Here is a 20,098-nt window from a genome sequence, read left to right on the forward strand (position 1 = left end):
GCGCAAGCCGGCTCCGGCTCCCGTGGCGGCCGCGCCCCGGCCCGCGCCTGCCCCAACGCCCGGCGCGCCCCCCAGCACAGCACCCGCACCGACCGCTGCCACAGCTGTTGCGCCCCCGACCACCGTTGCTACCGCGCCGCAGGCGGCGCCCGAGCCTGAACCTGAAGTTGAGCGCACGCCCGTGCTGCTCGCCTCTGCGGCGCCGACGCCCGCCCCCGCTGCCCCGATGGCCGCCGCGGCACGGGCCGCGGAGCCGCCGCCCAAGCCGGCCGAGGAAGAGGCCGAGGAGCCGCTGAAACTGCTGGCCAAGGTCGAACCGGCCATCCCGCGCCAGATGCAGCAGCAGAGCACCTTCCGCAACGGTTTTGCCCAGGTGCAGTTCACGGTCGGGCCCGACGGCGCGGTCCAGCAGGCCTCGGTCATCAAGGCCAGCCATTCGCGGTTGGGCACGGCGGCCGTCGAGGCCGTCAAGCAATGGCGCTTCGCTCCCATCCGCAAGGCCCGCGAGGCCGCTGTCGAAGTCGCCTTCAAGAGCGACACCGACTGATTTCAGTCTCGGGCGTCCCCGGGTTGACGCTGAGCCAACGGGCGGAGATGCTGTTGTCGAGCCGTTAGAAGTCCTGCGGCCACAAATCAGGGAGTTTCCATGTCCATCCGTCTGCTCGCCCGCATGCTCGCGGGCATTGGTCTTTGTGCTGCCGCCTTCGCAGCCTCGGCCACCGGCCCGTATTCCGGACTCGTCGTTTTCGGCGACAGCCTGTCCGACAGCGGCAACAACGCTTTGCTGCTGTCTCAGGGCCCCGGTGGGCTGCCGCCCGTCAACATTCCGGGCGACGGCTACTACAGCAAGATCCCGTCGACGGCGGGCACGTATTCCAATGGCTGGGTCTGGACGCAGTACTTCGCGCAATCGCTCGGCGTGGCGCTATCGCCCTCACTGGCCGGCGGCAATAACTTCGCCTTCGGTGGTGCACAGACCAGTCTGAACGGTGGCGAGATTCCGCAGTTGCCGGGCTTCCCGTACAGCATGCAAACCCAGCTTGGCATGTATCTGGGCGCCACCGGCAACCTCGCCGATCCGAACGCTCTTTACGTGGTGGCCGGCGGCGGCAACAACATCCGTGTCGCATTGGAAGCGATCGCCATGGGTGCCGACGCTGACGCCACGGCTGCCGCGACAGTGGCCAGCTACGCCGCCGACATGGCCGGCATCGTTGGCAGCCTCAAGCTCGCCGGCGCCCAGCATGTGCTGGTGCTGAACACGCCGAACTTCGGCCTCACGCCGCTGGCCAACGCGATGGGCGCCAGCGGCCAGGCCTCGGCGCTGAGCTTCGCCATGGACACCGCCCTCACCGGCGCGCTGGCTGGCAGCGGCGCACAGGTCTTCGACATGTACGGCTTCATGACGAGCGCCGTGGACAATGCCGCGCAGCTGGGCTTCAGCAACTGGACCAATGCCTGCGCAGCAACCACCAGCAGCTGCGATCTCAGCACCGCGCTGTTCTGGGACGGCATCCACCCCACGACCCTGGCGCACCAGCAGCTCGCTGCAGCCGTGTTCGCGGTGGCCGTCCCCGAGCCCGACATGGCGGCGCTGCTGGCCGTTGGCCTCGTCGTCGTGGCGCTGGCGGGCTCAAGGGCCCGGCGCCGGGCAGTTGTCCAGCAGGGCTGACATCGCCTCCAGAAACACCCGGGTGCGCAACGGCATCAGCCGGCGCTCCGGGAACACCGCCCAGCAGCTCGAGCCCGGCAGGTGCCAGTCCGGCAGCAGGCGCTGCAGCCGGCCCAGCGCCAGCGCATCCCTGACGATGAGGCGGTCAATACCGGCGATGCCGACGCCGCTTTGCGCCAACTGAGCCAGCAGGCTGGGCGCATTGGCCAACGTGCGCTGCGCCGGCCGGGCGAGGTGGGGCTCGGCCCCCTCGCGCTGCAGCCGCCAGGGCACGGGCTCGCCGTGGCGGGTCAGCAGCATCAGCCCGTGCATGGTGTCCAAGGCCTGCGGCAACAACGGCTCGCCGACCCGCTCCAGGTAGCCCGGTGACGCGTACAGGCCCCAATGCGTCGTCGCCAGCTTGCGCGCAGCGAGCTGGCTGTCCTCGTCCATCGATCCCATGCGGATGGCAAGGTCGAAGCCCTCGCCGATCAGGTCCACGCGCCGCGGCGTCAGGTCCAGCTCCAGCTGCACCTCCGGGTAGGCCAGCGCGAATTCGGCCAGCATGCCGGCCGCCACCTCCTGGGCGAAGTCCGCCGGCATGCTGACGCGCAACCGGCCGCTGGGTTTTTGCTGGCGGTGCAGGGCCAGCGCCAGCGCGCCATCCACCTCTGAAGCGACTGCTCGCGCGTGCTCCAGCACGCCGGCGCCGAAGTCGGTCAGTGTCAACTTGCGCGTCGTGCGCTGCAGCAGCTTCTCGCCCAGCCGGGTCTCCAGCGCGCCGATGCGCCGCGACACCGTGCTCTTGGGCCAGTGCACCCGCTCGGCGGCGCGGCTGAAGCTGCCAGCCTCCATGACGCGGGCAAACAGCAGCAGGTCGTCGGCGTCTGATTCCATCATTGGCCCCATTGATCCATTGGCGGAACAATCATATGCAAATCACCAACTTCTGAAGTTGATTGGACAGTTCTAGAGTTCATTCCATCGCAACCGCCAACCTGGAGCACCCGAATGAACATCCTGCAAATCAACGCCAGCGCCCGTCGTGCCACCGATGACCAAGGTTCGGTTTCCACCCGCCTGGCCAGCGAACTGACCGCCGGCCTGCGCGCCGCCAACCCTGGCGCCACGACCACCGTGCGCGATCTGACGCTGACACCCCAACCTGTGCTCGACGAAGCCGCGCTGGGCGCCCTGTTCACGCCTGCCGACCAGCGCACGCCCGAGCAGGCCGCCCGCGTCGCGCTGGACGACGCGCTGATCGCCGAACTGCAGGCCGCCGACACCGTCGTCATCGGCGTGCCGATGTACAACTTCAACATCACCGCCCAGCTCAAGAACTGGATCGACGCCGTCGCCCGCGCCGGCGTCACCTTCAAGTACGGTGAGAAGGGCCCTGTCGGCCTGGTGACCGGCAAGAAGGTCTACATCGTCACCAGCCGCGGCGGCATCCATCGCGACCAGCCCAGCGACCAGATGACGCCCTATCTGCGCGCCGTGCTGGCCTTCCTGGGCATGACCGATGTCGAGTTCGTCTACGCTGAGGGCATGGCCTTCGCCGCGGAGCAAGGCCTCGCCAACGCCCGCGCCCAGATCTCCGAATTTCTGATCGCCTGAAAGAACGCCATGAACACCGTCGCCACTTCCCTGTTGAACCAACCGCGCGAGGTCGAGCGCCTCGTCGCTGGTCAGCCGACCAGCGACGGTGCCGGCGTCAAGCTCAACCGCGTGCTGACGCAGAACCTGCAGCGCCGGCTGGACCCCTTCCTGATGCTCGACGCCTTCGGCACGGACAACCCCGACGACTACATCGCCGGCTTCCCTGACCACCCGCACCGCGGCTTCGAGACCATCACCTACATGCTCAATGGCCGCATGCGCCACCGCGATTCGGCCGGCAACGAAGGTCTGATCAGCGACGGCGGCGTGCAATGGATGACCGCCGGCCGCGGCGTCATCCACAGCGAGACGCCGGAGCAGAACGCGGGCCGCATGGCCGGCTTCCAGCTCTGGCTCAACCTGCCCGCCAAGGACAAGCTGCGCGCGCCCTGGTACCGCGATGTGGCCGGCCACGAGGTGCCCGAGTTCGAGCGCGACGGCGTCAAGGCGCGCGTCATTGCCGGCGCGAGCCATGGTGTCGAGGGTGCCGTGCAGCGCGACAGCACCGAGCCGCTGTATCTCGACCTGCACTTCGCGCCCGGCGCCCGTTTCGAGCAGCTGTTGCCACCCGAGTTCAATGCCTTCGTCTATGTCTACGAAGGCGGGCTGAAGTTCGAGAGTGGCTGCCAGGTGCCCTCCGGCCGCATGGCCATCCTCGCCAACACGCCCGGCAGCGACGGCGTACGCCTGCAAGCAGGCGAAGCCGCCACCCGCGCGCTGCTGATTGCCGGCAAGCCGCTGGGCGAGCCCATCGCCCAGTACGGCCCCTTCGTCATGAACACCGAGGCTGAGTTGGTGCAGGCCGTGCGCGACTTCCAGGCCGGGCGGCTGGCCTGATCCGTGGATCGCCTGCAGGCCATGGAAGTCTTCGTCGCTGTCGTCGACAGTGGCGGCTTCGCGAGCGCGGCGCGCAAGCTGGACCTGTCGGCCCCAGTCGTCACGCGCGCTGTGGCCGAGCTGGAAGCGCGTCTCGGCCTGCGCCTGCTCTCACGCACCACCCGCAGCGTGCGCGTGACCGAGGCCGGCGCCCGCTACGCCGAGGACTGCCGGCGCATCCTGGCCGACGTGAGCGACTCCGAAGCCGTCACCAGCGGCAGCCGCAGCCAGCTCAAGGGCCTGCTCAGCGTCACGGCGCCGGTGCTGTTCGGCAACCTGCACGTCACGCCCATCGTCACCGACTATCTGCAGCGCTACCCGGACGTCGACGCGCAATGCGTCTTCGTCGACCGCGTCGTCAACCTCGTCGACGAGGGCCTGGACGTGGCCGTGCGCATCGGCGAGCTGCCCGACTCCTCGCTGCGCGCCATCGGCGTTGGCCAGGTGCGGCGCATGCTGCTGGCGTCGCCCGGCTATCTCGCCGCGCATGGCCGGCCGCAGCGCCCCGAGGACCTGCCCCGGTACACGCTGATCCAGCCCACCCAGGTCGCGCCCTACCCTGAATGGCGCTTTGCCGAAGCGGGTCGACCGCTGGTGCAGCGCATCCGCCCCCGCTTGCGCACGACAACCAATGATGCCGCCCGCTCCTTCGCGCTGGCCGGCCTGGGCATCGTGCGCCTGCTCAGCTACCAGGCGGCCGACGCGCTGGCCCGCGGCGAGCTGGTCCCGTTGCTGGAGGGCTTCGAGCCGCCGGCCATCCCCGTCCACATCGTGCATCACGAGGGCCGGCACATGACACAGAAAGTACGTGCCTTTGTCGACCTGGCGGTGGACAGCCTGCGCGCGAATCCCGCCCTGCGCTAGACGTTCTGCGGTGCCCAGTCGCGGAACCGCCAGCGCAGCGGCAGCGCATCACGCAGCCACCAGCCCTCATCCAGGTGGAAGCGCCAGGCGCGCTCGGCCTTGTTGTCGAGCACGGCCAGTTCCGGCCCGTCCCAGACGATTTCCGCGCGGCCGGTCAATGTCAACAGATCGCCGCGCTCGAAGTCGATGAAAAGCAGACCCGCGCGGCCGTCCAGCTGCAGGTTGCCAAGCGTCATGAACATGCGGTTGCCGGAGTAGTCCGGCACCAGCAGCGTTCGCGCGTCCTCTTGCGTGACGAAGCCGGCGGGACCGCCGCGGTGCGACACATCCGCCCCTGCCGCGCCCGCATGCGTGGCGACGAACAAGGTGTCGGCGGCGGCGATCAGCCACGCCGCGTCGCCGTCCAGTTGCGAAACGCGCTCGATGACGCGCGGCCGCGTGTCCGCCGCATCGCGCAACCACTCGACTTCGCGGCCCTGGATGTACTGCGGGCAGTTGCCTACCGTCTGCTCCACCTGCAGCCGCAACCTTGAGGGCTCGACCGTCAGCAGCTTGCCGTTGACGCGGTTGCGCCGGCGAGTGTGCAACTCGATGCCCAGCAAGCCGAGCCGCGCGCCCGGTGTCATGCCGGCCGCGGCCGGATCACCCGGGATGGGCGTGGCCGCGAAGGTCAGATGCCAGGCATCCGGCGCCTGCACGAAACCCGGCGGCCCCACCAACACCGTGGCCCAGGGCCGACCGGTCGGGTCCACACTGCCGGCCAGCATCAGCGGCAGCTGCTCGTAGAAGCGCTGGTGCTGCTCGGGCATGTGGTCGCGCACGACGCGGCGACCGACCTCGGCCATGCGCTCGGCGACGCCGACGCGAGACTGCACGGCGACCTCGCCGGCGTGGAAGGGTTGATCCATTTTCAGTGGCCTTTCGTATTTGCGGGCCGAGCGCCGGGCCGCTCCCTAGCCGGCCCGCCCTGGCGATGTGCTCGCGGCTCGATGCCGGGAGCATCGCCGTCCCCTCGGGGGACCGGCCGGGCACAGCCGCGTTCAGCGGGATGGGACCGGGCGAGGGGCTTCATTTCAGGCGGCCCGCAGGCCGGCCGGCGTGGTCTTGAAAGGCACAAAGCCCGGCAACGCCTCGATGCGCGCGAGCCAGGCACGCAGCGCCGGATAGGGCGCCAGGTCCACATTGCCCTCGGGCGCGTTGACGATATAGCTGTAGCCGGCGATGTCGGCCAGCGTGGCGTGGTCGCCGACCAGGAAGGAGCGACGAGCCAGCTCGCCTTCCATGACCTTGAACAAGGTGTGAGCCCGGTTGATCACCTCGTCAGCATCGAAGCGTGCGCCGAACACGGTGACGAGGCGGGCCGCCGCGGGGCCGAAGGCGATCAGGCCCGAGGCCACCGACAGCCAGGCCTGCACCGCCGCGCGACCGGCGGCGTCGGCCGGCAGCCAGCGGCCCGCCGGGTCGTACTTGCTGGCCAGGTAGACCAGGATGGCCGTGCTGTCCCAGACGCAATGGCCGTCGTCATCCAGCAGCGGCAACTGGCCGAAGGGATGGCGGGCGAGGAACTCGGGCGTCTTGTGTGCGCGGGTGGCGAAGTCAATGTCGACGAGTTCATGCGGCAGGCCCAGCAGGGACAGTGCGAGCTCGGCGCGGTGGGCGTGGCCAGACAGCGCGTGGCGGTACAGCTTGAGGGTCATGGAAGGCTCCGTTGAAGACCGGACCACTGTGCCCAGCGCCGCGCTCTGGCGAAACGGCGCGCGCCGCAAGTCATTCTTTCCGCGGCCGATGGGAGTCGCCGTCAGCTCAGCCGTCGCCCCACCAGCACCAGGTCCTTCTCCACGCCCTCCAGCCGCGCCACCCGCGGCATGAAGCCCCAGCGCTCGAAGCCATGCTTCTCGAACAGGCGCAGGCTGCCAACGTTGGACGCAAAGATCGTCGCCGTCAGCGTCTCGATGCCCAGCGCGGGCGAACTGGCAATGGCCTGTGCCAACAGATAGCTGCCCAGGCCCCTGGCTTGGTAGGTGGGGTGCAGGTAGATGGCCAGGTCGGCCGTGATGAAGTAGCCCGGCCTCTCGTTCATGAAGTGGAAGAAGCCGAGATAGCCGATGGCGCCCTGGCCGGGTTTGTCGCTGTCCTCGGCCACCCACAGCGGCCGGTGGTCGGGCGTGTGCTGGTCGAAAGACGGGCGGCGTTTGGCCACGGTCGTCGGTTCGAGGTCGCAACTGCAGGTGCGCGTCGCGACGGCGAAGTTGTAGATGTCGACGATGCGCGGCAGGTCGTCGGCGATGGCATCGCGGTGCAGATAGGCCATGAGGGGCGAGGTTAGCGGCGGCAAGGCAAGATGCCGCCATGGACAACCCTCGCCGCCACAGCCCCGCCGCCGAACGCAACGGCCCGCCCATCCTCGCTGCCCTGCAGCGCCTGCTGCCCGCACAAGGCGTCATGCTGGAGATTGCCAGCGGCACGGGCCAGCACGCGGCCTTCTGCAGCGAAGGCCTGCCCGGCTGGCATTGGCAGCCCAGCGATTTCGACGCGGCCTCGCTGCCATCGATTGCCGCCTGGTGCGAAGGCCTGGCCCGCGTGCGCCCGCCCATCACGCTGAACGTGCTCGACGCCGACTGGGCGGGCGTGCCGGCGCGGGTCGACGCGATCTACTGCGCCAACATGATCCACATCGCGCCCTGGGCCTGCACGGCCGGGCTGATGCAAGGCGCCGCGCGGCATCTCGCGCCCGACGGGTTGCTGATCACCTACGGCCCCTACCTCGTCGACGGCGAGGCCACGGCGCCGAGCAATCTCGCCTTCGATGCCGACCTGCGCGAGCGCAATCCAGCATGGGGCATCCGCCGGTTGAACGATGTCGCGGAGCAAGCCGCGGCCGCGGGTCTGCAACTGCGCGAACGGCTGGACATGCCGGCCAACAACCTGCTGCTCGCCTGGCAGCGCATCTCTCAGGCCAGCCCGGCCGCCAGGTGATCGCCAAAAGCCCTGACCTTGGCTGAGTTGCGCCGCTGCGGCGGGCTGACGAGCTGAATGGGAATATCGCGGCCTGGCCAATGCGGCAATGCAGGCTCCACCTCGCCGCTGGCCAGCTCGGCCTCGAACAGCCAGGTCGGCCCGAAGGCCAGGCCCATGCCGCTCAGCACCGCCTCGCGAATGACCTCGCCATTGTTGGTTTGCAGATTGCCGCCCACCTGCACCGTGACAAGGCTGCCCGGCGCGGCGCTGGCGCCCGGGCCGGCCGCCAGCGTCCAGGCGTCACGCGAGCGCAGTTCGCTGTAGACCAGGCAGTTGTGAGCCAACAGATCCGCCGGCTCGCGCGGCGGCTCACCCCGCCCCTCGAAGTAGCCGCGCCGCGCGACGACCAAGCGCCGCGTCGTGCCGATGCGGCGCGCGACAAGGCTGGAGTCCGGCTGCTCGCCGATGCGCACCGACACGTCGATGCCCTGCTCGATGAGGTCGACAAAGCCGTCGCTGACGCGCAGGTCGATCCTCACGCCAGGGTGTGCAACCAGGAAGCTGCGCACCAGCGGCAGCAGCTTGAGCCGGCCGAAGCTGACCGACGTCGCGACGCGCAGCCAACCCTGCAACCGGTGCTCGCCGTCGCGCAGCTCGCTCTCGGCCTCGGCGATCTCGGCCACCAGCCGCCGCGCCTGCTCCACATAGCGCTCACCCGCCTCGGTGAGCTTCAGCGCCCGTGTGCTGCGGGCCAGCAGCTGCGCGCCCAGTGCCTTCTCCAGCGCCGCCACCTGTTTGCTGACGGCGCTCTGCGTGCTGCCCAGTTCGCGCGCCGCCGCCGAGAAGCTGCCCAGCTCGACGACCCGCACCAGGGTCTGCATTGACTGCAATCGGTCCATGGCTGCTCGTTTCAGTCTTGATTGGAATAAATCTTAGGCAAACCGGCCGGCTTCTGCATTGAGGAGGCAGCAATCACAGTGAGTTCACTCAACCACTGGAGTCATTTCCATGACCTCGTCTCGCATCGTCCTCATCACCGGCGCCCTGACCGGCATTGGCCGCGCCACCGCCCTCGCCTTTGCCAAGGAAGGCTCAGTCGTCGTCGTCAGCGGTCGCCGCGAACCCGAAGGCCAGGCTCTGGCCGCCGAACTGAAAACGCAAGGCGCCGCAGACGCCACCTTCATCCGCGCCGACGTGCGCCACGAGGCCGAGGTGCGCTCGCTCGTCGAGCAGACGGTCGAGCGCTTCGGCCGCCTGGACGTGGCCGTCAACAACGCCGGCACCGAGGGCAGCAACGGCCCGATCGCCGAGCAGAGCGCCGAGAACTACGACGCCATCTTCGACACCAATGTGCGCGGCGTGCTGTTCTCGCTGAAGCACGAGATGCGCGCCATGCTGGCCCAGGGCAGCGGCGCCATCGTCAACCTGTCGTCGGTGGCCGGGCTGATCGGCTTTGCGGGCGCGTCGGTCTATGTGGCCAGCAAGCATGCGGTCGAAGGCCTGACCAAGAGCGCCGCGCTCGAAGGCGCCGCCGCCGGCGTGCGCGTCAACGCTGTCGCGCCGGGACCTGTCCAGACCGACATGATGGAACGCTTCCTCGGCCGCAGCGAAGACGCCAAGGCCGGCCTGCTCGCCGCCATCCCGGCCAAGCGCGCCGGCACGGTGGACGAGATCGCGCAGACCATCGTCTTCCTGGCAAGCGACAAGGCGCGCTATCTGACGGGGCAGTCGCTGGCGGTGGATGGGGGGTTCACGGCGCAGTAGGCGCCGCGACCGTGCGGCGCGGGTGTTAGCCTGTGCCGCACGGTGTGTCTCAGGCGCAACGGCAGACGGGTTGGCACGCGCAGTTCGGTCCGCAGGCGCAGCCGGCAGTGGCTGCCGCGGCGGCCAGTTGGGTCGCAAGCGACTGGCAACCGCAGGTGCAGGAGGCGCCGGGGCAGTTGGCGCAATTGCAGGCGGGGGTGGTGGTGTTTTGCATGGATAGCTCCGTGAGGTGACAAAGATGCGGACCGGTTTGTCCGTGAAAAGAATTCTGTTCATTGCGGGCCCTGCCGGCTTGAACAAAACGGCTGATCTGCGCTGGCGCAGCGAGAGGCGTTGATGCCGTCGGCCAAGCCCATCGTCGGCATCGGCCGCGTGCTGCTGTGGAGCGGTGGCAGCCTGTGGATCGGCCGCGCCACGGGTCGCGCCCAGGCGCATGCCCATCACGCCATCCAGATTTCCATGGCCCTCACCGGGCGGCTGCGCTTGTGCAGCGACGAGCAGCCATGGCAGGCGCGCGCCGTCGCCATGGTCAGCCCGCACCAGCGCCATCAGTTCGATGGTGGCGGCGAAACGGTGGCGCAGATCTTTGTGGAGCCCGAGACCGCGCAAGGTCGTGCCCTGCTGCAGCAGTACGGTGCAGCAGCCATCGTCGACCTGCCCGTCGAGGCTATCCAGACCCTGCTTGCGGAATTGCTCGACGCATTCACCGCCGACGCGCTGGGCGAAGCCCTCGTCGATATCAGTCACCGCATCGTCGACACCTTGTGCGGTCAGGCGCCGCCCACGCTGAGCGTGGACCCGCGCATCAGCCGCGCCATCGAGTTCATGAGGGGCCGCCTGAGCGAGCCGGTGACACTGGCACAAGCCGCTGCCGCGGCACATCTCTCACCCAGCCGCTTCCGCCATCTCTTCGTCGCGCAGACCGGCATGTCGCTGCGGGCCTATCTGCTCTGGGCCCGCGTCGAAGCCGCCGTCGGCGCGGCGATGGGCGGGGTGTCGTGGACTGAAGCGGCGCAGGATTGGGGCTTTGCGGATTCGGCTCATCTCAGCCGGACGTGCCGGCGCATGTTCGGCATCGCGCCGACGATGTTGGTCAGGCCCTGACCAGCCGGCGCATTGCGTCCGGCACCGCCATGCTGGAACGCGTGAAGTAGACTGCACAGGATTCTGTCATCTACCTCTCAAGGAGCCGGCCATGGGCTTTGCAGCCAGTGATGTAGTGCCCTTCACCCAGGCACGCGCCAACCTCTCCGAGCTGGCCGATCAGGCCAAGGCCGGCGCCGAAAAGATCATCACCAAGAACGGCGAGAGCTACGTCGCACTGATCGACGCCGACCGGCTGGACTACTACCACCGGCTGGAGCGCGAGCGCATCCACCTGCTGCTCATCGACGACGCCCAGCGCGGCTTGGCCGACATCGCGGCCGGCCGCACCTTTGAGGCCGACGGGGCGATTGCCAAACGTCAGCGCAGCCGCTTGGCCGCCGCCAAAGCATCCAGCACAGCGATCAAGGCCAAGCTCACCGCCAAGCACGCCACCAAGAAGCGTGGCTGAGCCCCTGTACCGAGTCGAGCTGACCGCGAGCTTCCTGGAGCGCCTGGACGCCGTCGAGGCTTTCCTGGTGGAAGCAGACGCCGGCTTTGCTTTTGATGACTTGCTGGCCGAGTTGCGCACCACCGTCATCCCCAACCTGCGGCGCTTCCCGCGCATTGGCCGGCGCTACCTGGCCAACCCACCGCAGTCGGCCGAGGCGCTGGCGCAGCTGGCTGCACTGCCAGCAGGCGCACCGGATGCACTGCGTGAGTACCTGCACGGCGACCACCTGATGCTCTACACGGTGGCGGATGCATCGCCGCAAGCCAAGGCCGCCGTGTACCTGCTGTCCATTCGGCATCACCGCCAACTTTCGTTTGACTTTGCTCGGCTGTGGCCGGGTGCAACCACGCCACATCAGCGCTGAGCCTGCATGTCCTACCTATATCAAGCCCTCTCACTGCGCGTGGACACGTGGCGAGCAGCGAACTACCCCAGCGACGACTTCCCTGCGATTCGCGAAATCATGGAGTTCGCCACAGAAGACGGCGAGGCTGGCCAGCTTCGCTATTTGCGGCGAGCCCAGTTCAGAGCCTTGGAAACCTACTGGTATCTGCGGTTGGTGCTCGGAACCCCCAAAGTCCCGGAACTCTATGAACGATTGTTCGAAGATCTGCCAGACCGCTTGGATGCCATGGGGGTCAAGGAGCGCCTCTTCAAGGAGGCCAAATACAACTACGCGGCTTTGATCAAGCGCGTCCAGGAAGACAACCAGTTCGTCCGAGACAACCACCTTGAAAGCCTGCGCGAATCCCTGACTCTTGACTACGCCAGCTACATCCTGGCCCTGGCCATGGGGGCGGGCAAGACGATTTTGATGGGCTCCATCGTGGCCACCGAGTTCGCCATGTCCATGGAGTACCCCGACGGCCCCTTCGTGCAGAACGCGCTGATCTTTGCCCCGGGCAAGACCATCCTCAGCGCACTGCGCGAGTTGTCTGACGTGCCCTATGACAAGCTGCTGCCGCCGCGCATGCACAAGTCATTCGCCGCCAGCTTGAAGCTGACCTTCACGCGCGACGGTGACAAGCAGATCCCGATCGTGTGGGGCAGCAACTTCAATGTCATCGTCACCAACACCGAGAAGATCCGCATCCAGAAGCCCAACGTGCGCGGCAACGGCCAGCAAGCGCCGCTGTTTGCGGGCACGAAGGTGGAGGAACAGACCGAACTGGCCAACCTGCGGCTACAAGCCGTGGCGTCGCTGCCGCACTTGGCCGTCTTCTCGGACGAGGCTCACCACACCTACGGCCAGAAGCTGCTGGGCAAGTGGGAGAAGGACAAGAAGACCGGCGAACTCGTTTTCAAGGACGACGGCATCAAGAAGGTCAGGCGCACCATTGACTATCTGGCCGAGGAAACCAACCTCATCGTCGTCATCAATGCCACCGGCACGCCGTACTTCGAACGCCAGCCCCTGCGGGACGTGGTGGTCTGGTACGGCCTGGGCGAAGGTATCCGAGACGGCGTGCTGAAGGAGCTGGCCAGGAACATCAAGGTGTTTGACCTGGGCGACGGCGAGGCCGACACGTTGGTGTCCAACGTCATCGAAGACTTCGTGCGCGACTACTGGGCCGTAAGCTTGCCCAACGGTGCGCCAGCGCGCCTGGCCCTGTACTTCCCCAATATCGAAACCCGCGACGAACTTCGCGGCTCCGTCGAATCGGCACTTGCCCAACGGGGCATAGGCACCGACACCATCTTGGCCGTCGATGGCAAAAGCAGCGAAGCCACGCGGCGCCAGTTCGAGGCCGTGGCTCGCAACCCCGAAGCGCCCGAACGGGTGCTGTTGCTGGTGAACATGGGCACCGAAGGCTGGAACTGCCCCAGCCTGTTCGCCACGGCGCTGGTGCGCAAGCTGGCCCACAGCAACAACTTCGTGCTTCAAGCTGCCACTCGCTGCCTGCGCCAGGTGCCGGGCAACAAGCATCCGGCTCGGGTCTACCTGACTGACAGCAACCGCAAGACGCTGGAGTCTCAGCTGGCCGAGACCTATGGCACCTCACTCAAGGACCTGGACGCCCAGCAGGCCGAGCGGGTGGAGCGCGAAATCGTCCTGCACCGACCCCACTTGCCGCCCCTGCTAATCAGGAAGCGCGTACTGCGCTACCGCCGCAAGGCCGAGACCGGGACGACGACACCGCTTCACTTGACGGTACCGGACGTGGTCGCTCCAGCAGGTGTGACGGTGGAGACGTTGACGCCCGTGCAAACAGCCTCAGGCAGGACCGCGCTGCAAAAGGTGGATGGCGGAGATGACGTACTCCCGGCGCCGCCGCCAGAGTTGGACGCCTACGCCGCCGCAGCCGAATTGGCCGCCAACTACCACTTGACCACCAGCGACGTTTTGGCCGCACTGCGCAGGGCCTACGGGGTTGGCGCCGACATCCCCAACTACCACCTCGACAAGCTGGGCGAACAGATCGAAACGCAACGCTCTGACTACGAAGAGCACTTTGAAGAAATCGACGTGGCCATCGCGCTGGTGAAAGCCGAGGGCTTCGAACTGTCAGAGCGCGCGGGCCAGCCGGTCTACACGGCCCGTATCAGCTTTGCCAAGGAACGCGAGCCGCTCTACCTGACAGCGCGGGACACGCCCGACGCCGCGCATGCACTGGCCAGCAGCTTCCACTACGAGGGCTACAACTTCGACTCCGGCCCCGAAGCCGACTTTCTGCGGTGGGCTCTGGCCCAGTTGCAGACCGAGGCTCATCAGATTGAAGGGGTTTGGTTCACCGGCGGCATCACCGACCCGGCCAAGACCGACCTCTACGCCGAGTACCTGGGCGACGACGGCCGGTGGCATCGATACACGCCTGACTTCGTCTTGCGACGCGCGGATGGCAAACACCTGGTGGTGGAGGTCAAGCGCGACAGCTACAGCCCCGACATCAAGGGCGACCTGGAGCGCCTGGGCCGTGGCGAGGCCGCGCAAACCCTGGAAGGCAGGAAGGCCGTGGCGCTGAAATCTTGGGAGGGCTTGAACCCCGAAAAGCTGGCCTACCACGTGATGTTTTCCGAAGGCAGCGACGTGAAACCCGAGGGCTACGCCCAAGTCCGCGACTTCATTCGCGGCGCCTGACCAGGCAGCGACAACGCCAAGAACACAGACAGACCATGACCGACAACATCAAGAAGCCTAAGGACGTGACCGTCACCAAGGCCAAGGGCCGCCCCATGCTCACCTGGGTGGGCAAGAAGCCTCTCGCCCGCGTGCGGGCATATCCCGCCCAGGCCGTCGAAAGTTTCGTGGCAGGGGGGGGTAAACCCTCTGCCGCCGTGGACTGGGGCGATTGGCCCAAGGACTTGCCGCACGGCGGTCTGCTCTATCACGGCGACAACAAGGATGTACTGGCGCACCTGCTGGCCAACGGCTTTCGCGGCAAGGTCAAGCTGATCTACATCGACCCGCCGTTTGATAGCGGCGCGGACTATGTGCGCTCAGTGCAGCTTCGCGGCGCCAAGGGCAACGTCAAGATCGACGGCGAGGACTACACGCTCGGCGAGCAGGTGCAATACAGCGACATCTGGGCCAACGACAACTACCTGCAGTTCATGTACGAACGCCTGCTGTTGCTTCGGGAACTGATGAGCGACGACGCGACGCTTTACTGCACTGCGACTGGCGCAAGCACCACCATTTGCGTTGCCTGGTTGACGAGGTATTCGGCGCGGACAACTTCGTGAGTGAAGTCATCTGGAAGCGCACCAGTGCGCACAGCAACACGACCCAAGGCAACAAGTCGTTCGGCAGTATCAATGACGTGATCTTGGTCGTGAGCAAGAGCGACCAGTACACCTTCAACATCCAGTACACCCCGTATGGGGACGAGTACCTGAAGAAGTACAACCTGATGGACGCTGACGGTCGCAAGTACCAACTGTTTGACATCACTGGCCCGGGAGGCGCCGAAAAGGGCAACCCCTACTACGAGTTGATGGGCTTGAAGCGGCACTGGCGTTTTAGTCAGAAGAACGCCGAAGACTTGATCAAGCAGGGTCGAATCGTCCAACCCAAGCCCGGCGGCATGCCGCGCTACAAGCGGTATCTCGATGAAATGCAAGGGCTGCCACTACAGAACATCTGGGAAGACATCTCGCCGGTGAATTCGCAGGCCCTGGATCGCTCTGGGTACCCCACGCAGAAGCCAGATTCGGTGCTGGAGCGGATCATCAAGGTCTCGTCGAACCCAGGCGATCTGGTGCTGGACTGCTTCGTCGGTTCGGGCACAACGGCTGTGGTTTCTCAGCAGTTGGGCCGACGCTGGATCGGCTGCGACATCAACAAGGGTGCGATTCAAACGACAGCCAAGCGCATCTTGGAGTCGATGCAAACCCAGGCCGTAGTCGACACCACGCCCCAGCAGGGCGACCTGATCGGAACGACTGAATCCTCACAGAAGCCGAGTCAACTCAGTTTCGCCACCTACCGCGTCAACGACTACGACCTGCAGATCCAGCACAACGAAGCCGTTGAATTAGCCTGTCAGCACCTGGGCGTCACCCGAACGAGAACCGACTCGTTCTTTGAAGGCACCCAAGGCGGTCGCCTGGTCAAGATCGTGCCGTTCAACCATCCACTGACGCCGCTGGACCTGGAGGCCGTTCGCAATGAATTGAAGACCCGGCCCACCGAAGAACGCGACGTGATGGTGGTTTGCCTGGGCTGGGAGCACGCCGCCCGAGCCGCCGTAGATGCCTACAACCGAAACCGCCCCGTCAACAAACTGCACGTGGTGGAACTGCGCACGGACCGCAAGCTCGGCGGCATCATCAAGCATGAGCCGCTGACCGCCCAGGTCAGCGCCAAGCGCACTGGCGAAGGGGCCACCGCCCAATTGGTGGTGGAGGTTCAAGACGTGGTGTCGCCCAGCATCATGCAGCGGCTGAATCTGGAGCAAGGCATTTTCCGCGCCCAGATCACCGACTGGCGCGCGGTGGTCGATTGCATCTTGATCGATACGCAGCACGACGGCCAGGTCTTCAACGTGGCGCTAGCGGACGTGCCAGAGCGAAAGCAGGACCTCGTGAACGGGCGATACGAGCTGCCAGCGCCGCCCGCTGGCGCGACGGTGGCCGTGAAGATCATCGACATGCTGGGCGAGGAGTTGCTGATGACACTGAGCCCGTGAGCAAGCAAGTTCCAGCACGCCTGGATCTCAGCTTGTCAGGCACCTTCAGTCCTTCCGGCCGGCCCCGAGATACGTCTCAATCACCCTCGGATCCGCCGCCAGCTGATCCGCCGCCCCGCTCAACCCGAACTCCCCTGTCTCCAGCACATGCCCATGATCAGCCACGCGCAGCGCGGCGCGGGCGTTCTGTTCGACGAGCAGGATGCTGACGCCACTGGCGCGCAGGTCGTCCACGATGGTGAAGATCTCGCGCACGATCAGCGGCGCCAGGCCCAGGCTGGGTTCGTCCAGCATCAGCAGCTTGGGCTGGCCCATCAGCGCGCGGCCCAGGGCCAGCATCTGGCGTTCGCCGCCGGACAAGGTGCCAGCCGCTTGCGCGCGGCGCTCCTTCAGGCGCGGGAAGCGCGCGTAGACGCTGTCCATGCCGTCGCGCCAGCGCTTGTCGCCGAGCTTCTTGGGCCGCCAGCCGCCGAGCAGCAGGTTGTCCTCGACGGTCATGGTGCCGAACAGCTCGCGCTTCTCGGGCACCAGGGCCAGACCGGCGAGCACGCGCTCTTCCAGCGTCAGCTTGGCGATGTCTTCGCCCGCAAAGCGCAGCCTGCTGCTGCGCGACGGGATCAGGCCCATCAGCGCGCCCAGCAGCGTGGACTTGCCGGCGCCGTTGGGGCCGATGACGGTGACGACGCTCTTCTCCGCCGCGGTGAAGCTCAGGCCATGCAACACCTCGGCACGCCCATAGCCGGCGTGCAGGTCGACGACCTCCAGCAAGGCGCTCATTCGTCCGCTCCCAGGTAGGCCGCACGCACCGCCGGGCTGGCCTGCACTTCGGCGGGCGTGCCCTCCGTCAGCCAGCGACCGAACTCCATGACGACGATGCGGTCGGTCAGCCTCATGACGAAGTCCATGTCGTGCTCCACGAGCAGCAGCGACAGGCCCTCGCCCTTCAGCTGCCGCAGCACTTCGGCGAGCGCTTCCTTCTCCTTGTGGCGCAGGCCGGCGGCGGGTTCGTCCAGCAGCAGCAGCGACGGGTCGCTGGCCAGCGCGCGGGCGATCTCGACGAGGCGCTGCGGCCCCAGCGCCAAGTTGCCGGCCAGCTCATGGGCTTGGTCGCCCAAGCCGATGCGGCGCAGCTGGCGCATGGCCTCGGCGCGGGCCTGAGCCTCTTCGGCCGCATTCAGGCCCAGCATCGCGCGCAGGGTGCCACTCTTGGTGCGCAGATAGGTGCCCAGAGCGACGTTCTCCAGCACCGTCATGTCGGGCACCAGCTTCACATGCTGGAAGGTGCGGCTCAAGCCGGCGCGGGCGATGTCGCGGCTCTCGCGGCCGTCCATGCGTTGACCGAGCAGCTCGACCTCGCCGCTGGTGAGCGGCAATACGCCGGAGACAAGGTTGAAGGTCGTGCTCTTGCCCGCGCCATTGGGGCCGATGAGGCCGACGATGTCGCCGGCGCGGATGACAAAACTGATGTCGTTGACGGCGACCAGGCCACCGAACTGCTTGCGGATCTTGCGCACGTCCAGCAGCGCCGCGCCGGGCTGCGGGTGGCTGCGCGCGCTCAGGGCCGGCACCGATTCGTCCACCGCCTTCGCACGGCCCGCCGGCAGCCAGCGTGCAATCAGCGGCCACAGCCCATCCGGCGCAAAGCGCAGCACCAGCACCAGCACGACGCCGAAGACGATGATCTCGTAATTGCCCGAGCCGCCAAAGACCATGGGCAGCACGACCTTGAGTTGGTCCTCGGCGAGCTTGACCAAGGCCGCGCCGGTGAAGGCGCCACCCACCGTACCGATACCGCCGAGCACGGCCATGAAGAGGTATTCGATGCCGAACTTGATGCCGAAGGGCGAGGGGTTCACGCTGCGCTGCATGTGGGCATACAGCCAGCCCGACACCGAGGCCAGCAAGGCCGCGATGACGAACATGATGAGCTTGTAGCGGAAGGTCGATGCGCCCATGGCCTCGGGCATGGTCGAGCCGCCACCGCGGTTGGTGTTCAGCGCCCGCATGATGCGGCCCGGCCGGGAGTCCAGCAGCCGCGTGACGCCCAGGGCCGCGAGCAGGGCCGCGAGCCAGATCAGCAGATAGATGCGGCGCTCGCTCTGGAAGCTGAAATCACCGAGCGTGATGGCCGGCAGGCCGAGCAGGCCGTCGTACTTGCCCAGCGCCTCCAGGTTGCCGACGAGGTAGTACAGCGCCAGGCACCAGCAGATGGTGGCCAGCGGCAGGTAGTGGCCCGACATGCGCAGTGTCAGCGCGCCGATGACCAGGGCCAACACCAGCGTGATCGCCAAACCTGCGGCGAGGCCCAGCCAGGGCGACAGCCCGAGCACCGTCGTCAGATAACCCGTCGCGTAGGCGCCGACGCCGGCAAACGCGGCCTGGCCGAATGACGTGAGGCCGCCCACGCCGGTCAGCAGCACCAGGCCCAGCACGACCAACGAAAAGAGGCCGATGTAGTTGAGCTGCGTGATCCAAAAGTCCGGCACAGGCACAAAGGGCAGCACGAGGAGCAGGACGGCCGCCGCGACCGACAGATGCGTGCGGTTCATGTCAATGCTCCTCGTGGTGCGGATCCACGAAGGACCGCCAGAGGAGGATGGGCAGGATCACCGTGAACACGATGACCTCCTTGAAGGCGCTGGCCCAGAAGGAGCCGAAGCTCTCGATAAGGCCGACGCCGATCGCGCCGGCCAGCGCCATCGGGAAGCTGGCCAAGCCACCGAACACCGCGGCGACGAAGCCCTTCAGGCCGATCAGGAAGCCGGTGTCGTAATAGATGGTCGTCGACGGCGAGATCAGCAGGCCCGACAGCGCGCCGATGAAGGCCGCCATCGTGAAGCTCAGCGAGCCGGCCGCATCGCCCGAGATGCCCATCAGCCGAGCGCCGGTGCGGTTGATCGAGGTGGCGCGCAAGGCCTTGCCCATCAGCGTGCGCTCGAAGAAGAAGAACATCGCCACGAGCAGCGCGATGGAGGCGCCGAAGATGATCAGCGTCTGGCCCGTGAAGCTCAGCGGCCCGACGTCGTAACGCGCTTCCCAGAAGGCCGGTGTGCGATAGCCCTCGGCACCGAAGAAGACCAGGCCGACGCCGGTCAGCGCGAAGTGCACGCCGACGGACACGATGAGCAGCGTCAGCACACTGGCGCCGGACAGCGCGCGGTAGGCCAGGCGGTAGAGCAGCGGGCCCATGGCGGTGACGATGGCCAGCGTCAGCAGCACTTGCATCCACAGCGCGGGCTGGCGCTGGACGATCGACGGCGTCGCCACAGCAATGGCGACGGGCAGGCCCAGCGGCATGATGAGGCGCGACTTGAAGCGCGCCATCGGCCAGCGTTCACGCAAACCCTGAATCACGTCCAGCACAGCGACCGCAATGGCCATCATCAGCAGCAGCCAGACCGTGCCCGGCACCTTGCCCATCTGCAGGGCGGCCAGCGTCAGCGCGCCGAAGGCGACGAACTCGCCCTGGGGAATGAAGATGACGCGGGTGACCGAGAACACCAGCACCAGGGCAAGGGCGACCAGCGCGTAGATCGCGCCGTTGGTCAGGCCATCCAGGCCCAGGATCGCGGCAATCGTCAGGTCCATCGGGAAGGCGCG

21 protein-coding genes are annotated in these 20,098 nt (G+C 67.0%); 13 read left to right on the forward strand and 8 right to left on the reverse strand.

The window, feature by feature from the left end:
• Positions 1-181: 181 nt before the first annotated feature.
• Entirely contained in the window at positions 182-547 is a 366-nt protein-coding gene (locus ACXJKJ_RS05855) for a TonB family protein (protein ID WP_457389444.1), read from the forward strand.
• Between the two features lie 99 nt (positions 548-646).
• A complete protein-coding gene (locus ACXJKJ_RS05860) occupies positions 647-1,672 on the forward strand; it encodes an SGNH/GDSL hydrolase family protein (protein WP_457389445.1) in 1,026 nt (341 codons plus the stop codon).
• Here the strand turns inward: ACXJKJ_RS05860 and ACXJKJ_RS05865 are convergent.
• Entirely contained in the window at positions 1,634-2,551 is a 918-nt protein-coding gene (locus ACXJKJ_RS05865) for a LysR family transcriptional regulator (protein ID WP_235532116.1), read from the reverse strand. The two genes, ACXJKJ_RS05860 and ACXJKJ_RS05865, sit on opposite strands and share 39 nt — an antisense overlap.
• 111 nt (positions 2,552-2,662) lie before the next feature.
• On the opposite strand from ACXJKJ_RS05865, the gene ACXJKJ_RS05870 reads away from it, so the two are divergent.
• The 3 genes from ACXJKJ_RS05870 to ACXJKJ_RS05880 are packed head-to-tail and all read left to right on the forward strand — an operon-like array spanning position 2,663 to position 5,050.
• Positions 2,663-3,268, forward strand: a complete 606-nt coding sequence (locus ACXJKJ_RS05870; RefSeq protein WP_056204668.1) for an FMN-dependent NADH-azoreductase — start codon at positions 2,663-2,665, stop codon at positions 3,266-3,268.
• A gap of 9 nt (positions 3,269-3,277) precedes the next feature.
• On the forward strand, positions 3,278-4,147 hold the full coding sequence (locus ACXJKJ_RS05875; RefSeq protein ID WP_457389446.1) for a pirin family protein: 870 nt from the start codon (positions 3,278-3,280) through the stop codon (positions 4,145-4,147).
• 3 nt (positions 4,148-4,150) lie between these two features.
• The gene (locus ACXJKJ_RS05880; protein ID WP_457389447.1) at positions 4,151-5,050 is read left to right on the forward strand and encodes a LysR family transcriptional regulator; all 900 of its coding nucleotides are present in this window, start codon (positions 4,151-4,153) and stop codon (positions 5,048-5,050) included.
• Here ACXJKJ_RS05880 and ACXJKJ_RS05885 read toward each other — a convergent pair.
• From ACXJKJ_RS05885 to ACXJKJ_RS05895, 3 genes are all read right to left on the reverse strand, one after another.
• The gene (locus tag ACXJKJ_RS05885) at positions 5,047-5,958 is read right to left on the reverse strand and encodes a pyridoxamine 5'-phosphate oxidase family protein (protein ID WP_457389448.1); all 912 of its coding nucleotides are present in this window, start codon (positions 5,956-5,958) and stop codon (positions 5,047-5,049) included. The genes ACXJKJ_RS05880 and ACXJKJ_RS05885 overlap by 4 nt on opposite strands.
• A 165-nt stretch (positions 5,959-6,123) precedes the next feature.
• On the reverse strand, positions 6,124-6,747 hold the full coding sequence (locus ACXJKJ_RS05890) for a glutathione S-transferase family protein (protein ID WP_457320230.1): 624 nt from the start codon (positions 6,745-6,747) through the stop codon (positions 6,124-6,126).
• 101 nt (positions 6,748-6,848) lie between these two features.
• Positions 6,849-7,361, reverse strand: coding sequence for an N-acetyltransferase family protein (locus ACXJKJ_RS05895; RefSeq protein ID WP_457389449.1), 513 nt, complete (start codon positions 7,359-7,361; stop codon positions 6,849-6,851).
• Between the two features lie 38 nt (positions 7,362-7,399).
• On the opposite strand from ACXJKJ_RS05895, the gene ACXJKJ_RS05900 reads away from it, so the two are divergent.
• Positions 7,400-8,026 (forward strand): DUF938 domain-containing protein, encoded by a 627-nt coding sequence (locus ACXJKJ_RS05900; protein WP_457389450.1) that lies wholly within the window; start codon positions 7,400-7,402, stop codon positions 8,024-8,026.
• Here ACXJKJ_RS05900 and ACXJKJ_RS05905 read toward each other — a convergent pair.
• Positions 8,002-8,907, reverse strand: coding sequence for a LysR substrate-binding domain-containing protein (locus ACXJKJ_RS05905; RefSeq protein WP_457389451.1), 906 nt, complete (start codon positions 8,905-8,907; stop codon positions 8,002-8,004). The two genes, ACXJKJ_RS05900 and ACXJKJ_RS05905, sit on opposite strands and share 25 nt — an antisense overlap.
• 109 nt (positions 8,908-9,016) lie before the next feature.
• Here ACXJKJ_RS05905 and ACXJKJ_RS05910 point away from each other — a divergent pair, with 109 nt between their 5' ends.
• From ACXJKJ_RS05910 to ACXJKJ_RS05940, 7 genes are all read left to right on the forward strand, one after another.
• The gene (locus ACXJKJ_RS05910; protein ID WP_457389452.1) at positions 9,017-9,772 is read left to right on the forward strand and encodes a glucose 1-dehydrogenase; all 756 of its coding nucleotides are present in this window, start codon (positions 9,017-9,019) and stop codon (positions 9,770-9,772) included.
• Between the two features lie 336 nt (positions 9,773-10,108).
• Positions 10,109-10,876, forward strand: a complete 768-nt coding sequence (locus tag ACXJKJ_RS05915) for a helix-turn-helix transcriptional regulator (RefSeq protein ID WP_457389453.1) — start codon at positions 10,109-10,111, stop codon at positions 10,874-10,876.
• 91 nt (positions 10,877-10,967) lie between these two features.
• Positions 10,968-11,327, forward strand: coding sequence for a type II toxin-antitoxin system Phd/YefM family antitoxin (locus ACXJKJ_RS05920; protein ID WP_457389454.1), 360 nt, complete (start codon positions 10,968-10,970; stop codon positions 11,325-11,327).
• Positions 11,320-11,733, forward strand: coding sequence for a type II toxin-antitoxin system RelE/ParE family toxin (locus ACXJKJ_RS05925; RefSeq protein WP_457389455.1), 414 nt, complete (start codon positions 11,320-11,322; stop codon positions 11,731-11,733). The genes ACXJKJ_RS05920 and ACXJKJ_RS05925 overlap by 8 nt, the downstream gene beginning before the upstream one ends.
• A gap of 6 nt (positions 11,734-11,739) precedes the next feature.
• The gene (locus ACXJKJ_RS05930) at positions 11,740-14,448 is read left to right on the forward strand and encodes a hypothetical protein (RefSeq protein ID WP_457389456.1); all 2,709 of its coding nucleotides are present in this window, start codon (positions 11,740-11,742) and stop codon (positions 14,446-14,448) included.
• Positions 14,449-14,483: 35 nt separating this feature from the next.
• Positions 14,484-15,053, forward strand: coding sequence for a hypothetical protein (locus tag ACXJKJ_RS05935; RefSeq protein ID WP_457389457.1), 570 nt, complete (start codon positions 14,484-14,486; stop codon positions 15,051-15,053).
• Complete coding sequence (locus tag ACXJKJ_RS05940) at positions 15,008-16,498, forward strand: DNA methyltransferase (RefSeq protein WP_457389458.1); 1,491 nt, start codon at positions 15,008-15,010, stop codon at positions 16,496-16,498. The genes ACXJKJ_RS05935 and ACXJKJ_RS05940 overlap by 46 nt, the downstream gene beginning before the upstream one ends.
• Before the next feature lie 45 nt (positions 16,499-16,543).
• Here ACXJKJ_RS05940 and ACXJKJ_RS05945 read toward each other — a convergent pair whose 3' ends face one another.
• Genes ACXJKJ_RS05945 through ACXJKJ_RS05955 form a run of 3 tightly spaced genes read right to left on the reverse strand, consistent with a single transcriptional unit; the run spans position 16,544 to position 20,086 of the window.
• The gene (locus ACXJKJ_RS05945; protein ID WP_457389459.1) at positions 16,544-17,275 is read right to left on the reverse strand and encodes an ABC transporter ATP-binding protein; all 732 of its coding nucleotides are present in this window, start codon (positions 17,273-17,275) and stop codon (positions 16,544-16,546) included.
• Positions 17,272-19,047, reverse strand: coding sequence for a branched-chain amino acid ABC transporter ATP-binding protein/permease (locus ACXJKJ_RS05950; RefSeq protein ID WP_457389460.1), 1,776 nt, complete (start codon positions 19,045-19,047; stop codon positions 17,272-17,274). Before ACXJKJ_RS05950 ends, ACXJKJ_RS05945 begins: the two co-directional genes overlap by 4 nt.
• A gap of 1 nt (position 19,048) precedes the next feature.
• Positions 19,049-20,086 (reverse strand): branched-chain amino acid ABC transporter permease, encoded by a 1,038-nt coding sequence (locus tag ACXJKJ_RS05955; protein WP_056204706.1) that lies wholly within the window; start codon positions 20,084-20,086, stop codon positions 19,049-19,051.
• Positions 20,087-20,098: the final 12 nt, after the last annotated feature.

It is taken from the genome of Roseateles sp. P5_E1 (assembly GCF_054049335.1).